14 protein-coding genes are annotated in these 16,127 nt (G+C 37.7%); 6 read left to right on the top strand and 8 right to left on the bottom strand.

All coding sequences use genetic code 11. The features are described from left to right. Positions 1–7: 7 nt before the first annotated feature. The 8 genes from GXM16_RS04490 to nirK all read right to left on the bottom strand — a co-directional run bounded on the left by GXM16_RS04490 (position 8) and on the right by nirK (position 9,739). Positions 8–2,224 (bottom strand): molybdopterin oxidoreductase family protein, encoded by a 2,217-nt coding sequence (locus GXM16_RS04490; RefSeq protein WP_163393102.1) that lies wholly within the window; start codon positions 2,222–2,224, stop codon positions 8–10. 21 nt (positions 2,225–2,245) lie between these two features. After that, positions 2,246–3,295, bottom strand: coding sequence for an MFS transporter (locus tag GXM16_RS04485; protein WP_188726520.1), 1,050 nt, complete (start codon positions 3,293–3,295; stop codon positions 2,246–2,248). Positions 3,296–3,519: 224 nt separating this feature from the next. Further along, positions 3,520–4,989: an MFS transporter gene (locus tag GXM16_RS04480; RefSeq protein ID WP_163393098.1), complete on the bottom strand. Its 1,470-nt coding sequence runs from the start codon at positions 4,987–4,989 to the stop codon at positions 3,520–3,522. Positions 4,990–5,123: 134 nt separating this feature from the next. Next, on the bottom strand, positions 5,124–6,389 hold the full coding sequence (locus GXM16_RS04475) for an alginate export family protein (protein ID WP_163393096.1): 1,266 nt from the start codon (positions 6,387–6,389) through the stop codon (positions 5,124–5,126). 1 nt (position 6,390) lies between these two features. Continuing rightward, positions 6,391–7,026 (bottom strand): SCO family protein, encoded by a 636-nt coding sequence (locus GXM16_RS04470; protein ID WP_373285392.1) that lies wholly within the window; start codon positions 7,024–7,026, stop codon positions 6,391–6,393. Next, positions 6,989–7,774 (bottom strand): formylglycine-generating enzyme family protein, encoded by a 786-nt coding sequence (locus tag GXM16_RS04465; protein ID WP_229684189.1) that lies wholly within the window; start codon positions 7,772–7,774, stop codon positions 6,989–6,991. Before GXM16_RS04465 ends, GXM16_RS04470 begins: the two co-directional genes overlap by 38 nt. A 74-nt stretch (positions 7,775–7,848) precedes the next feature. Continuing rightward, on the bottom strand, positions 7,849–8,226 hold the full coding sequence (locus GXM16_RS04460) for a c-type cytochrome (protein WP_163393093.1): 378 nt from the start codon (positions 8,224–8,226) through the stop codon (positions 7,849–7,851). Positions 8,227–8,251: 25 nt separating this feature from the next. After that, positions 8,252–9,739, bottom strand: coding sequence for a copper-containing nitrite reductase (gene nirK, locus GXM16_RS04455; RefSeq protein ID WP_163393091.1), 1,488 nt, complete (start codon positions 9,737–9,739; stop codon positions 8,252–8,254). A 299-nt stretch (positions 9,740–10,038) separates the two neighbouring features. Here nirK and GXM16_RS04450 point away from each other — a divergent pair, with 299 nt between their 5' ends. Genes GXM16_RS04450 through nadB form a run of 6 tightly spaced genes read left to right on the top strand, consistent with a single transcriptional unit; the run spans position 10,039 to position 15,967 of the window. Next, positions 10,039–12,147 carry a ribonucleoside triphosphate reductase gene (locus GXM16_RS04450; protein WP_163393090.1) on the top strand — a complete coding sequence of 703 codons (2,109 nt, stop codon included), beginning with the start codon at positions 10,039–10,041 and terminating at the stop codon, positions 12,145–12,147. 19 nt (positions 12,148–12,166) lie between these two features. Beyond that, the gene (nrdD, locus tag GXM16_RS22990) at positions 12,167–12,331 is read left to right on the top strand and encodes an anaerobic ribonucleoside-triphosphate reductase (RefSeq protein WP_163393088.1); all 165 of its coding nucleotides are present in this window, start codon (positions 12,167–12,169) and stop codon (positions 12,329–12,331) included. Next, positions 12,312–13,001 carry an anaerobic ribonucleoside-triphosphate reductase activating protein gene (locus tag GXM16_RS04440; protein ID WP_163393086.1) on the top strand — a complete coding sequence of 230 codons (690 nt, stop codon included), beginning with the start codon at positions 12,312–12,314 and terminating at the stop codon, positions 12,999–13,001. The genes nrdD and GXM16_RS04440 overlap by 20 nt, the downstream gene beginning before the upstream one ends. Before the next feature lie 13 nt (positions 13,002–13,014). Next, positions 13,015–13,464 carry a CopD family protein gene (locus tag GXM16_RS04435; protein WP_163393084.1) on the top strand — a complete coding sequence of 150 codons (450 nt, stop codon included), beginning with the start codon at positions 13,015–13,017 and terminating at the stop codon, positions 13,462–13,464. 20 nt (positions 13,465–13,484) lie between these two features. After that, entirely contained in the window at positions 13,485–14,429 is a 945-nt protein-coding gene (gene nadA, locus GXM16_RS04430) for a quinolinate synthase NadA (protein ID WP_163393082.1), read from the top strand. Then, positions 14,429–15,967, top strand: coding sequence for an L-aspartate oxidase (gene nadB / locus GXM16_RS04425; RefSeq protein ID WP_163393080.1), 1,539 nt, complete (start codon positions 14,429–14,431; stop codon positions 15,965–15,967). The genes nadA and nadB overlap by 1 nt, the downstream gene beginning before the upstream one ends. Positions 15,968–16,127 lie beyond the last annotated feature (160 nt).

Below are 16,127 nucleotides of genomic sequence, written 5' to 3'. Positions count from 1 at the left end.
TTATAGATTAAATACTGGCGTAGGCTTTTGATTCACTCGATGGAGGTGCAATTTCATTAAGCGGTTCCAAATGACAGGCACAGACTTTAAATTCAGGTATTTTTGAAATTGGATCCAGTGTTCCCGGTGTCAGTTGATTTGCTGATTTTTTCCCGGACCAGTGGTACGGAATAAATACGGTATCTTCCCGAATGGTTTCTACAATATTAGCCGGAAAAACGCCTTCTCCCCTTCTGGTTGAAACGCGGACTAATTCTCTTTGCTTAATTCCGTATTGTTTAGCCATATTCGGATGAATTTCCAGTAAAGGTTCCGGAAACTGATCTACCAATTTTCCGATTCTACGGGTTTGTGTTCCGCTTAAATATTGCGAAACCACACGTCCCGTTGTTAAAATTACCGGATAATCTTCATCTGTAACTTCACCCGGAAGTTTATACGGTGCCGGATTAAAATGCGCTTTCCCATCAGGAGTTTTAAACTTTCGGTCTTCCCACAAACGAGGCGTTCCGGGGTGATCTTCGCTTGGGCATGGCCAAAAAACACCCATATTATCTTCTACTTTTTTATAGGTAATTCCGTAGTAATCAGCTGTACCGCCTTTTGATGCTACACGCAATTCGTTAAAAATGGCTTCGCTGTTTTCATAGGTAAATTTATCTTTTACGCCTAAACGTTTGGCAATTTCCAAAATAATAGAAGTATCTGTTCTGGCATCTCCCGGAGGCGTTACAGCCTGACGGATACGGATAACTCTTCCTTCTGCAGAAGTTGTCGTTCCTTCTTCTTCTTCCTGTAAAGAACCTGCTAAAACAATATCGGCATGGCGGGCAGTTTCGTTTAAGAAAAAGTCAATACAAACATAATACTCCAGTTTTTCCAAAGCTTCACGAACATAATTACTGTTCGGCAAAGAAACCAGCGGATTGAAACAAATGGACAATAAACCTTTGATTTCTCCCCTGTGAATGGCTTCTATAATTTCATAAGCAGACAAACCTTTTCCGGGTAAATCTTTTTCGTTAATTCCCCAAACTTCTGAAATATATTTTCGGTGTTCCGGATTTTCGATATCTCTGTTACCCGGTAACTGATCACATTTATGGCCGTGTTCTCTTCCTCCCTGACCGTTTCCCTGTCCCGTAATGGTTGCATAACCGCAGTAAGGTTTCCCGATTCTTCCGGTTGCCAAAACCAAATTGATACAGCCCAAAACGTTATCTACTCCTTTTGAATGATGTTCGATTCCTCTTGCATGAAGCAAAAAACTCGTATTGGCTTTTCCCCATAATTCAGCTGCTTGCTGTATTTTTTCTTTTTTTATTCCGGTAACTTCTTCCGCCCATTCGAGTGTATTGTCTTTTACAGCGTCTAAAGTTTCCTGAAATCCCGAAGTATGATTGTCTATAAAATCATGGTCCAGCATATCGTGATCTGCCAGATATTTTAACATGGCTCCGTACAAAGCCGAATCGGTTCCAGGACGAACATCTAAATGGATATCTGCCGTTCTTGCCAGCGGAATTATTCTTGGATCAATTACAATCAGTTTTGCGCCTCTGTCCCTTGCTTTCCAGATCCAGTGCGTCAGGGTTGGAAATGTTTCGCTGATATTGGCGCCGGCCACAATAATCACCTCAGCATATTCCAAATCAGAATAGTTATTGGAGCCTCTGTCTAGTCCAAATGCTTTTTTATTTCCGGCTCCTGCACTAACCATACACAAACGTCCGTTGTAATCCAGATTCTTTGTTTTTAAAGCAACTCTGGCGAATTTCCCAACGAGATAACTTTTTTCATTGGTCAATGAAACTCCAGACAGCATCGAAAAAGCATCATTGCCATAGGTTTCCTGAATACGTTTTATTTCTGAAACCGTTTTCTCCATGGCATCATCCCAGGAAGTTGGTACAAATCCTTGTCCTTCGACTCTTTTTAACGGACTCAAAAGCCTGTCGGGATGATTGTTTTGTAAATAACGCTGAACCCCTTTTGGACAAAGTCTGCCTTCGTTGAAAGGAAATTCCATCCACGGTTCAAATCCTACTACTTTATTTTCTTTCACGGATAATTGAATTCCGCATTGCATTCCGCAAAAACAGCAATGGGTCTTGACCAGTTCATCCGGTTCGTCCCTCCCTTCATAACCTTCTTTTGGACTGTAATTTTTGTGAGGTCCAAAGATTGCAACAATATTTTCTTCTGAAACAGGTAATTTTGCCATGTTTTATATTTTCTTTATAATTTATCCAAATAAATTTCCTCCGGCCTGTCTTGCTCTTAAATGTGCCTGAGCCAGTCGGGATCTTTTGCCTTCGGGACTTAAATCAAGGTGTGAACCTCCGTCTTGCATCGAAAAATCAAAACCTAATTCTTTGGTTACTATCTTAAGATCATCAATATGAAGTTTTGTAGCAAATTCTTCTCCCGTATGAGGACAAACTGCCATTCCTTTTTTTCTTCCTTCCTTATTATAAATATGTGCACCAATTTGTGCGGGACGCTGAATAATGTGAAAAAACTTTCCGAAAGGAATCCAAATCAAAAACATGATCACCGTTACAGCGTGCAAAACTGCCAAAAAGTCAAAAGCAAAACCTTTCATAAACTGATAGGAATAGGTCAGTCCCAATCCGGTAACTGAAATAGCAATCAATAGAATAAGCGGCAATAAATCTCCCTCAAAGGTCTGTGTAGCAATTAATCCCGGATTCGTTAATCGTCTTCTTAAATAATATACCGATCCAAAAATAACTAAATAAGAAGACCAGTTCAAGGCATGAAAAGTCAGGAACGCCATAATCGAATCCAGTTCAAAATCCATTACTTTGAAACCAAAAAAGTGAGCTTCATAAACTGAAATAGAATTAGGAGCCATCGTAAAATGAATCCATCCAAACGTAAGCGGAATCGTAATTAAAAAAGCAGATGTACAGCCTATTGCAATCATAAAATGCGCCATCCAGCGGTATTTACCTCTGGGATAAATAAACTTCTGAAAAGCAATATTTTCTATAGTTTCTTTAGACGCAAACCAAAAATGAGAGAATACTTTTCCCGTGAATAAAAAGGTAATTCCTCTTTTAAAATAAATCCATGTTGGAGGTCTTTGCAGCCATACGGTATAGCGGTATACAATACCAAAAAAAGCAAACACAGTTCCGAATAAATAGGTAATCAATGCTGCATCAAAATTTTGCAATTTCCTTGACCCATAGAAAACCAATACAATCATAAATACTGAAAGTAATGTAGCAATGAGTAATGCTTTAGTATTAAAAGTCCTGTTTTTCATCCTGATCATATTAAATACACACTTATATTGTCTCCTTCATTTTCTAAATTAAAAGAGTTTTTCGGGAGTAAAAGTAAATAAAGAAAAACTAAGTAAAAATACCTAAGTACATTTTTCAAACACAATAATACTTAAAAATGTTATAATGTCACTAATTTAGAATGTTTCAAATCAAGAAACAATGCAATTGCTGCTATTTTCTACTTATAAAAATACTTAGTTTATTATTTTCGGTCTATATCCTGAGCAAATTCAGGCAATTTCTCTCTAGTCATTTTTACAATAACATTATGCATCCAAATCAGGCAAATGATTGATAATGCAAAAATGAAAAGCCATGAACTTGTCCAGAAACCGGTAAACGAAAGCAGGTATCCAAAAACGATTGGACCTATAAATCCTCCCAAACCGCCTATCATTCCGACCATTCCTCCAATTACACCTACCTGAGCAGGGAAATATTCCGGAATATGTTTGTAAACTGCTGCAGAACCAATTCCCCAACACGCTCCTATTAAAATAACCAAAGCCAAATACACCCACATATTCGCTTCGAAATGAATTTGGGTAATCCCTTCTGCAATCAGTTCTTTTTTCTGCACTTTTTGATTTTCGGCAACTACAATTTCCTGCCAGCTGGTTTTAGATGGAAAAAAATTACTGTGTGATGCTTTAACGTCTTTTTGATTTATCGGATATTCATTTTCACCAATAACTACTTTTGACGGAGATACCTCTGTTACTGTTCCTGCATTTCCCGCCAATAAGCCGCTCCCTGTAGTTGTGATATCCATTTTAGGAAACAACAACAAGAAACTTAACACGACAGAAGAACTCAATACCCAATACATTACTTTTCGGGCACCAAATTTATCTGATAAAAATCCGCCAAACGCACGAATTACTCCTGCCGGCAGACTAAAACAGGTCGTGAACAAACCTCCCAAAATTAAGCTCGTATGATACACATTCATAAAATTAGGCAGCAGCCATTGTGAAAATGATACGAAAGAACCAAACAGTAAAAAATAATAAGTTCCAAAACGCCACACACGTACTTCCTTAAGCGGTTGTAAAAGTTCTGATACCGATTTTGGTTTTGCTTCTATTTTTTTTGTTTTCGAAAAAAGAATAAAAACAATTCCCATAATCAAAAGTGCAGATCCGTAAATTACAGGCAGGTATTTCCAGCCGTTCACCGGATCTGATTCTGAAAAATGTTTTAGTAAACTTGGTGCTATAAAAGGTGTAATCGAAGCTCCAGCAGTTCCCATTCCGAAAATTCCAAGAGCGCGTCCCTGCCATTCTTTTGGATACCAAAGCGAAGTATACGCTACTCCGACGGCAAAACTGGTACCCACCATTCCAAATAAGAAACTCAACAAGGCAAACATCCAGAAATTAACAGCAAATGGCAGTAAAAATAAAGGAATCGAAGCCAAAATAAGCAACGCAGAATACACTATTCTTCCTCCATATTTGTCCGTTAAAATGCCCATAGGTAACCTCATAAGAGAGCCTGTAAGCACTGGAATTCCTAAAAGCCATCCGATCTGAACGACACTCCAGTCGAATATTTTCTGGTCTGTCAAAAATGTAACCAATACCCCGTTTAAAGTCCAACAGGCAAAACAAACTGCAAAAGCAAGTGTGTTTAAAAATAAGATTCGGTGTGATTGTGATAAATTACTCATAAATTTTAAAAATTCATTCTCATCATAAAGATAAACAGTTCTTTTTCAACAGAATATGATTTATATCATTTTTTACCTATCATTATAAAATTCAGATTCATTTTAGATAGAAAAATCTAACATATTGAATAATTTTATTGTTTTGAGGCAAATATTCGGGGGCTAAACGAAACCATTACCCAGCCCCAATTGTTTGTATCTGAGGCATCAGCTACAGCTTTTAGCCTTTCTAAAGTTTTGGAAGCAAACATCTGTGAATATCCTGCCGAAAAGACAATATCTTTTTGAACCGTGTAACCTAATGTAAAATCAATTTCTGTCCCCAGATAACTATCCATTTTTTTATTGGAAGCATCTAAAATTGTATTCGGCGCATTGAAAACATGTGGCACTAAATTAAACTGCCATTTTTTAACCGAATAATTTAATTTGAGGAAAGCATCCTGCAGCCCCACACTATTTTGGTGATTTCCTACATAAAAATAATCCATCAGACCGTTGAAAGCATGATTGGTTCCAAAAACAGGGCTGAATGATTTGGCAACGGGACTAGCATCATCCTGATTTTTCCCTGAGAGAAATTCATACCCCAAAGAAATTTTAAAAGTATCAGTAAAAGCATAACCCAAATTTGCTCCTGCATACCAGGCTCTGACTTTTTTATCGGAACTTTTGCCTGTTTGTCCGTACAGCCCTAAATCAGCATCCCATTTTTTATCTTTAAAAATGATGTAAGTTCCGAAAGTCTGTTTATAATCAACTTCTAAGTTTTCTGGTGTTTTTTCAAATTCATATCCCGTATTCAATACTAAAAAACTGGTGTTTATTTTATCAAATGCCGTATGATACCAGACATATTGCATGGATTTATAGTTGATCGTATAGGGCGTTTTTGGTTCCAGCAAATTTTCGGTATTCGCATTTAAAGCAACCCCTAAGTCCAGCTGATGGTTTTTAGAATGAAAAGAAAATACGGCTGCATCATGGCTTTGTGCCTGTTGCGCCCAGTCAATTTCTCCTAAAATACGCTGATTATCATACGAAATTACCTGACGCCCAAGCCGTGCTGTCCAGTTCTCACTGAATTCATACTGCCCCCAGGCTTCGAAAACGGCAACACCATTTTTATCAGCTGTTGATGTAGTAGCCACATCCCCCCAGGTACGGATATTCTGCAACGTCAATTTTAATTTTAATTTTTCCTGTTTGAAATTAAAATTCAATCGGGAACGCTGTGAGATAAAGGAAGCAGCATTTTCTCCATTTGACATCAGGCTTTTGTATCCGTTTCTGTATTCATAACGTGGTCTAAACTGCAAATTGGCATCCAGTTCCTGAGCATAAGTTCCCAGACTTAACATTGCAATGAATGTTAAGCCAACTTTTTTTAAAGCTTTCATCTTAATTTAATTTTTGAGCTTCCTCAGTTATTTTAGCAATCGTAGGATCTGAATTTACTCCCAAACCTTCCTGCTGATAAGCTAGTTCTCCAGCGGCATTAAAAACACTTATGATATTCGAATGAGAGAAATCAATTGGCGATATTTTTTTATAATTGACAGCCAAAACTGCCGCAAACTCTCTCGTATTTTCTTCTGTCGAACGTAAAAAAAGCCATTGATCACCTTCCATTTTATTTTCGATGGAAAAATCTTTTAAGCGTTTTGGCGTATCTGTTTCGGGATCAATACTTACAAGAACCAGTTTGACATTCTTCTTAATATCTTCCGGCAAACGGGATTCAATATTTCTCATGTCTGCCACCAGACGCGGGCAGGCGGCTTTGCATGAAGTATAAATCATTACCATAACCAGTACATTTCCTTTCAAATCTTTCAATTCTATATCCTTACTGTTTTGTGTTGTCCATTTTGAAGGAAGATTGTAGATCGATAAATCAGAAACCTGTTTATCCTTTACCGTTTGTGTTTCTTTCTGATTGCAGGATTTCAATGCTAGTACAAGCACCAACATTGCTGCAAAAAGCAAGCTGAAACTTCTATTTTTTATTTTTTGGCATTCTGTTTTTGGTCTCATTGTTTTGTTTTTTAGTGGAAGTTTCCAGCGTTTTTTCATTCTGTGCACAGCGAAATCCCAGGTTTCTTGTTGTATATTTTGCCTTCAGACTGCCCCGAAAAGCATAGCGCATAAAAGCTGCATAATTCATCAGGTCGGTTGCGTTTACAGATCCGCTTCCGCAAAAGAGACTCCTATCAGTATCTTTATCTTTTCTGGATTCTCCCGAAAGGAAAATACTGTTGAAATCGGATGTCCATTCCCAGACCAACCCATGCATGTCATATACTCCCCAGTAATTTCTGAAAGTTTTACCTATTGGGTTCGCATAAGTATTCGGTTTTTCATACCATGACATGATATATTTATTGAATTCTTCTTTGGTACGGGCATCAACACGTTTTTCATCAGCCATAGCTGCAAATTCCCATTCATCCATCGTTGGAAGACGTTTGTCCTGACACTCACAGTATTTTTTGGCTGCAAACCAGGAAACATTGGTTACGGGAGCGCTATTCAGGTTATTTTTTCCGTAATTAAAATCGCTTTCCCATTGGGATAAATAACTCTTATCAGCAAAAAGACCTTTGATTTTAGAACGGCTGTATTCTGGATATTTTTTCAAAAAAGCTAAATATTGAGCATTTGTAACAGGATAGACATCTAATTGAAATGGTACCACTTTAACAGGCTTTTTATCAACAGCGCCATAGAGGGGAACAAAAGTTCCCCCACTTATAGCTGCCATCTTAACCTCCTGAGCGCTCATAGCACTCAGAAATAATAAAAAGAGAATTATTAATATTTTTGGCGTAAACATTATGACTGTTTTACATTCATTCATTATTTTCTTTGGGCTTTCACCATTGCTGCTGTTACTACTTTTTTACTATTGCCCCAATTAGAATAAACATAAGTCATAACATCTGCTAGCTGTTGATCTGTCAAAGCCTGAGGCGGCATGGCTCCATTGAACTTTTTACCATTTACTACAATAGGCCCATTTAAGCCCTTTACCACTACTTTTATTGCACGGTTCACATCCTGATTTAGATAATCTGATTTCGCCAAAGGAGGAAAAGCTCCCGGTATTCCCAGTCCTGTAGACTGATGACAAGTAATACAAACCTTGTTGTATACTGCTTTTCCCTGAGTTGCATTCTGGCTGAATCCATAGAAACTTAATCCCAACATTACTATGGTAAAAACATACTTTTTCATTTTTATTTTTTTTAAATTTAATTCATTAATGCTCTGCTGTAATTTTTGGCGCTGGCTTGGACCTGATTGCTTTTACTTTTGCCGGAGTAATCACTGTTTTATTATTTCCCCAACTATTGTAGACATAAGTCAGTACATCAGCAATTTCTTCATCACTCAAATGCTGGCTAGTCATAACGTTATTGAACTTTTTACCATTTACGGTAATTTCTCCGCTTAATCCGTGTAATACCGCACTAATTGCCCTGTCCGGATTTGCATTTAGGAAATCTGATTTCGTTAATGGAGGGAAAGCATTTGGAATTCCTTCTCCGCTTGGCTGATGGCAGGCAAAACAGGTTCTTCCATAGAGTTCCTTTCCTGATTTAATCTGCTCCGGAACCGTTTTAGCCACTACAGTTTTCACTGCACCTTTTTCTTTTGGCATGTTCTGGATTGTTCCGCCTTCAGGCAGATAAATTCCCTCCTGTGTTGTTCCCGAATGTACTTTTTTATTCTCTTCTCCTTCTACTTTCAGCATTCCAAGAGCCCCTTTGTTAAATGCCCTGAAAATGGAGTGATCTACCAAAATAAAAGTTCCTGGAACCTCAACTTTAAATTCGACTATTGCAGATCCTCCTGCGGGAATCAGCGTGGTTTGGATATTTTTGCTAATCATATCTCCTCCTTCAATGTGTACCTTATCGAAAATTTCACCAATGACATGGAAAGAAGAAACCAGATTAGGGCCGCCGTTCCCCATAAAAATGCGTACCGTTTCACCCACTTTTGCCGTGATTGATTTGTCGCCTGTTACAGCGCCTACTTTTCCGTTAAAAACCACGTAATCTGGTTCTTCTTTGATGGCTTTATTCATATCAAAAGGTTGATTTCCGGGCTCACCATAGCTTCCTTTTGTATAAAAATCACCCTGCATGATGTAGTATTCTTTATCCACAGGCGATAAGCCTCCTTCGGGTTCAACCAAAATCAAACCGTACATTCCGTTTGCAATGTGCATTCCCACCGGCGCAGTAGCACAGTGATAGACATATAAACCCGGATTTATAGTTTTGAATTTGAATACTTTTTCATGTCCCGGTGCTACTAACGAAGATGTTGCCCCTCCTCCCGGTCCTGTTACGGCATGCAAATCAATATTATGCGGCATTTTATTATCCGGATGATTTTTTAAATGAAACTCTACTTCATCCCCCACTCTGGTCCTGATAAAACTTCCCGGAACAGAACCTCCGAAAGTCCAGTAGGTATATTTTACCCCGTCTACCATTTCGCCTTCTTCTTCTTTAATTTCCATATTGACGATAAGATTTGTTGCCTCACGGTCCCCAACAGGTTTAGGAACGAATGGCGGAGAAGTAAGTTCGGCTTCTTTTTGGCCTGCTGCTTCAATACTCTGATAATACTGAGCATCTTTGTTTTCATTTTTGGCACAGGAAAGCATACCAAAAATCAGTGCAAGAGCAGCAGCAATTCTAATGCTTTGTTTTTTTAATTCTAGTTTAGGTTTCATAATTGTCTGGTGTTAAATCTATCGTAATTCTTTAATAAAAGATAAAAAAGTCTTTTATTTGATTACAACAAAATAATACCTTTTTAAAAAAGCAAAACATGATAAAAATCATTTCTTCTTCCTTTTTTAAATTATAAAATTACATTCCCAAAAAAAGTTTTTTACAATCCCATAAACATCACAAAAACAAACAATTAATCATATATAAAAATTACAAAAAAATTAAAGACAAAACTATCTTTTAATAAAAATACAATTGCATTTAATTATAAAAACGAACCAAAATAAATCGAAATATCATGGGAAAATATGTCATCAAAAGAAACGGCCACTACAAGCCTTTTGAATCTTTTAAAATTAAAGATGCTATCGAAAAAAGCTTTCTGAGTGTTTCCATTCCCACTGATCAATCTGTTTTCACAAAAATAATCAGCGATTTACAAACCAAAGAAACCTGGGCAGTTGAAGAAATTCAGGATTTAATCGAGAAGAATCTTTTCGAAAAAAGGTATTTTGATGTCATGCGTTCGTTTATGCTATTTCGTCACACCCGCAAAATGCAGCGCGAGCATGCTCATGGTTTAAATCAGGACACTACTTATGTAGACAGTACCCAAACCATCGAAGAATATATCAAACAAACCGACTGGCGCATCAATGCCAATGCCAATACCTCCTACTCCAACGCCGGTCTTGTAAATAATGTAGCGGGGAAAATAATCGCTAATTACTGGCTGGATAAAGTGTACAGCAAAGAAGAAGGTTATGCACACCGCAATGGCGACATTCATATTCATGATCTGGATTGCCTGACAGGATATTGCGCCGGCTGGAGTTTGCGTGCGTTATTAAACGAAGGATTCAATGGCGTTCGCGGACGTGTTGAGAGCAAAGCGCCATCACATTTTAGGGAAGCTCTCGGACAAATGGCTAATTTTCTCGGAATTCTTCAAAGCGAATGGGCCGGTGCTCAGGCTTTTAGCTCCTTTGATACTTATCTCGCCCCGTATGTTTTTAAAGATCATTTGAGTTTTGATGAAGTTTTGAAAGCCGTAAGAAGTTTTGTTTACAACCTCAATGTTCCGGCTCGCTGGGGACAGTCGCCTTTTACCAATATTACACTAGACTGGGTCATTCCCGAAGATTTAAAAACTCAGATTCCGACCAAAAATGATTTACACTTTTTTGAAGGAAACTTTAATCATGATCTTTTGGTTCGGGCTCAGGAAAGAGGTGTTTCGAAGCTAACTGATTTGCGTTACGAGCATTTTCAAACTGAAATGAACCTCATCAACAAAGCTTATTATACGGTGATGACAGAAGGTGATGCCAATGGACAGCCTTTTACTTTTCCTATTCCGACAGTGAACATCACCGAAGAATTTGACTGGAACGGAGAAAATGTCAACTTGCTTTTCGAAAATACGGCCAAAATAGGTTCTTCCTATTTTCAGAATTTTATAGGAAGCCAGTATATTTTGGATGAAGAAGGAAATAAATTTGAAAACCCAAACGCTTATAAACCCAATGCGGTTCGCAGTATGTGCTGTCGTCTGCAGCTGGATTTACGTGAATTGCTAAAACGCGGTAATGGACTTTTTGGAAGTGCCGAAATGACCGGAAGCATTGGTGTTGTTACCATAAACATGGCGCGCTTGGGCTATTTGTTTAAAGGAGATAAAACCCAATTATTTAAGGAATTAGATCAGTTATTATACATTTCTAAATCGACTCTGGAGAAAAAAAGAGTTTTTGTGCAGGAAATGTACGATCGCGGTTTGTATCCGTACACAAAACGTTATTTACAGCATTTTAGAAATCATTTTTCTACGATTGGCGTTAACGGAATGAACGAATTGATTGTAAATTTTACAGAAAGTCAGGATACGATAACTTCTGCCTCGGGAATTGCTTTGGCTTCTGAAATTTTAGATCATATCCGAAACAGAATGAGGGAATTTCAGGAAGAAACCGGAAACCTATACAATCTGGAAGCTACACCTGCTGAAGGAACAACCTATCGTTTTGCGAAAGAAGATAAAAAACGATTTCCGGATATTTATCAGGCAGGACAGGACGAAAACATTTACTACACAAACAGTTCACAAATTCCGGTTGACCACACCGAAGACCCTTTTGAAGCCTTGTTTTTACAGGATGAACTGCAATGCAAATACACCGGAGGAACCGTCCTGCATTTATACATGAGCGAAAAAATCAGTTCTCCCGAAGCCTGCAAACAATTTGTAAAAAAGGTTTTATCAAATTTCAAGCTGCCTTACATCACCGTAACGCCTGTCTTTAGCGTGTGTCCTGTTCACGGATATCTTACCGGTGAACATGAATTTTGCCCTAAGTGTGACGAGAATATTATTGCCGAAGAAACAAAATTAGTTCAGCATCAATAACCTTAAACTATAATTAATTATGAAAACAGTCACAACAATTTTAGAAGAAAAACAGCATTTAAGAACCAAATGCCTTGTGTACACCAGAGTAATGGGCTATCATCGCCCGGTAGAGAGTTTTAACATCGGTAAAAAAGGAGAACACAAACAACGCACCCATTTCAATGAAGGAAAATGCCAGTAATCCTATTTACAGCATAACTCCGTTTACTTTGCTGGATTATGCGCATAAATCAGCCTGTATTCTTTGGTTTGCAGGCTGCAATATGCGCTGCTTGTATTGCTACAATCCGGAGATTGTACTGGGCAAAGGAACCATCTCATTTTCTAAAGTAATTTCTTTTCTTCATAGCCGAAAAAATTTACTTGATGCAGTTGTTTTCAGCGGAGGCGAATGCTTGCTTCACAAAAACATTATGGAACTCATTATGGAAATAAAAAAAATGGGATTCCAAATTAAAATTGATACCAACGGCTCTAAACCAAATGTCATAAAAACACTGATTGAAAATCGCCTGATTGATTACGTAGCGTTGGATTTTAAAGCCTTGCAGGAAAATTTTAAACACATAACCCAGTCAGAACTTTTCGACAAGTTTGAAGCCTCTTTGCATTTATTACTCGAAAGCCAGCTTCCGTTTGAAGTCCGTACCACCGTACATTCAGAACTGATTCCTGAAAAAGACATTCTCAAAATGGTTGCCTATTTAGAAAGCAAAAATTACAGCGGCAATTATTACCTCCAGCATTTTGTAAACGGTGTTTCAACTTTAAAGCCATTAGGTCATTCGTATCAAAAATTAGACAGTCAAAAACTTTCCTCTGCCAGAATAAAAGTTTGTTTAAGAGGATAATTTGTAAAAAACTATGAACCACCATCTTCTATTAATCATTCATCTTTTGAGCGCTGCCATTTGGGTCGGCGGTCATATACTGCTTTGTGTGGCCTATCTGCCGAAAGCTTTAAAAGAAAAAGACACAAAAATTATTCTGAATTACGAAAAAAAATACGAACCCGTAGGTATGACTTCCTTGTTTTTACTGGTAGTAACAGGTATTTTGATGGCTTATAAATATGGCGTAACTATAAACTATTGGTTTCAGTTCGCTACTCCAATTGAGAGTGTCGTTTCATCAAAATTAATTTTATTGTTCACCACTGCAGCTTTTGCCTTAAGTGCCCAATTTCGGGTTTTGCCTAAACTGAAAACCAATCCGCGTAAATTACCCGAAATGACTTTTCATATCGTATCGGTTACGACCATCGGTATTTTAATGCTGATTTTTGGGTCGTTCATTCGGTTTGGAGGCTTCTAATTACAAACAATCTCTAAAAAATGGATACAATCGAAATACAAAATTTAAAAGAACAGATTATAAAACTCAAAAAAGAAAAAAATGCTGTTCTTTTAGCACATTATTACCAGCGGACCGAAATTCAGGAAATTGCCGATTATGTCGGGGATAGTTTAGGATTATCTCAGGAAGCGGCCAAAACAGATGCTGATATTATTCTTTTTGCCGGCGTTCATTTTATGGCAGAAACCGCAAAGATTTTAAATCCATCCAAAAAAGTAATTCTCCCGGATGCAAATGCCGGATGTTCACTGGCAGAGTCATGTCCTCCTGATTTATTCAAAAATTTTACAGATCAGCATCCCGATCATCTTGTCATTACGTATGTGAATTGTTCTGCAGAAGTAAAAGCCCTGACAGATATTGTAGTGACTTCTGCCAATGCCGTAAAAATTGTAGAATCAATTCCCAAAAAAACACCTATTATTTTTGCCCCTGATAAAAATCTCGGAAAATATGTAATGAGCAAAACCGGAAGGGATATGGTATTGTGGAATGGTTCCTGTGTTGTTCATGAAGCTTTTTCTTTAGATAAATTACTCGAATTGTATAAAGAACATCCGGATGCCAAAATCATTGCGCATCCCGAATCTGAAACTCATATTTTGGCTGCCGCCAGCTATATTGGTTCCACTTCCGGAATGATAGATTATGTAAAAACAGACTCTGGTAACAAATTTATTGTTGCTACCGAATTTGGAATTTTACATAAAATGCAGGAAGAAGTTCCCGAAAAAATATTGATTCCCGCTCCTGCGAAAGAAGACAACACCTGTGCCTGCAGCGAATGTGGTTATATGAAAATGAATACGCTGCAAAAAGTATACGACTGTCTCGTAAACGAAAGTCCTGAAATTACCGTACCTGAAGATATAATCCAAAAAGCATTAATTCCGATTGAAAGGATGTTTGAATTATCCAAATAATGAAAAATACCAATTACTTAATTATTGGCTCCGGTGTTGCGGGACTGACACTTGCCCTTCGTTTGGCGACGCAGTTTCCGGGCAAAAATATCACCATTGTTACCAAATCCAATGCTGATGAATCGAATACGAAATACGCTCAGGGCGGTATTGCCATCGTGATTGATAAAAACGAAGATTCGTATCAAAAACATATCAGCGATACGCTTATCTGTGGTGACGGATTGTGTGATGAAGCCGTAGTAAAAATGGTCATTACCGAAGGCCCAAAACGATTAAAAGAACTGATCGAATGGGGCGCCAAATTTGACAAGAATCCGGACGGCAATCTTAATTTAGGTAAAGAAGGCGGTCATTCTGAAAATCGCGTCGTACACCATAAAGACCAGACGGGTTACGAAATCGAACGGGCTATTTTGATGCAGACTCTTCAAAAAGAGAATATTATTGTTCTCGATCATCATTTTGCCGTCGATTTAATTACTGAAGAAAACTGCTGTCTGGGAATTACTATTTTAGATGAAAAAACGAAACAGCTTCAAACTTACAAATCAGACTTTACGATATTGGCTACCGGCGGAATCGGACATCTTTACGGACATACAACTAACCCTGTAATCGCAACGGGTGACGGAATTGCAATGGCCTGTCGTGCCGGAGCAACTATTAAGGAAATGGAGTTTATACAATTTCATCCTACTGCTTTTTATGAAGCCTCCACAGGTTCTAAGTTTTTGATTTCTGAAGCTGTTCGTGGTTTCGGTGCTTATCTGCGCACCAAACAAGGACATCGTTTCATGAAGGATTACGATTCACGACAAGAATTAGCTTCCCGGGATATTGTATCGCAAAGTATTGATTTGGAACTAAAAAAATCCGGTGACGATTATGTTTATTTAGATTGTACACATCTTGATCCTGAAGCTTTTAAAAAGCATTTCCCAATGATTTACAGGCATTGTTTAACAGCCGGAATTGACATCGCCAAAGACTGGATTCCGGTAGTACCTGCACAGCATTATCTCTGCGGTGGAATTGTGGTTGATACCAATGGAAGAACATCTGTCACCAATTTATTTGCCTGTGGCGAATGTTCGCAGACTGGTCTTCATGGCGCAAATCGATTAGCATCCAATTCATTATTGGAAGCTCTGGTTTATTCGGGCAGAATTTATGAATATTTAGCCAATCCTGATTTAGAAATAAAAACAGCTGACTCTAAAATTTCAGAAAAAGAAAAAGTAAATAAACCTGAAATTGATTCCGAATATCTCGCTGAATTGAAAACCAAACTTCAGTATTTGATGCGACAAAATGCAGGAATCGTCAGGTCTGACATAGATTTACAAAATGCGAAAGAACAGCTTTTAAAATGGAAAAATGAAATGGAGCAGATTGAAAGAACGCAACAGGTTTTTGTGTCGTATTATGAATTATTAAATATGATTACCATTGGAAGTTTAATTGTATCACAATCTCTTGAACGGCAGGAAAATCGGGGCGGTTTTGTCAAACTTAAAATGCCTTCTTTTGTTTAAAAAAGACAATTGATATATTATTCACAATTAACTAACATCCCAATCAAAAAAGCAATCTGAATCACCTTAGAATAAATAAAAAAACAAAATTATGTTAAATAATTAAACCTTTCATTTAATCCATTGTCTTATAGCTGTAAACCAATTAAAAAAACAAATC

This window comes from Flavobacterium limi, from assembly GCF_010645075.1.
GTDB lineage: Bacteria > Bacteroidota > Bacteroidia > Flavobacteriales > Flavobacteriaceae > Flavobacterium > Flavobacterium limi.
The sequence above is the reverse complement of the archived record's forward strand: the minus strand, read 5'-3'. Positions and strand labels throughout refer to the sequence as shown.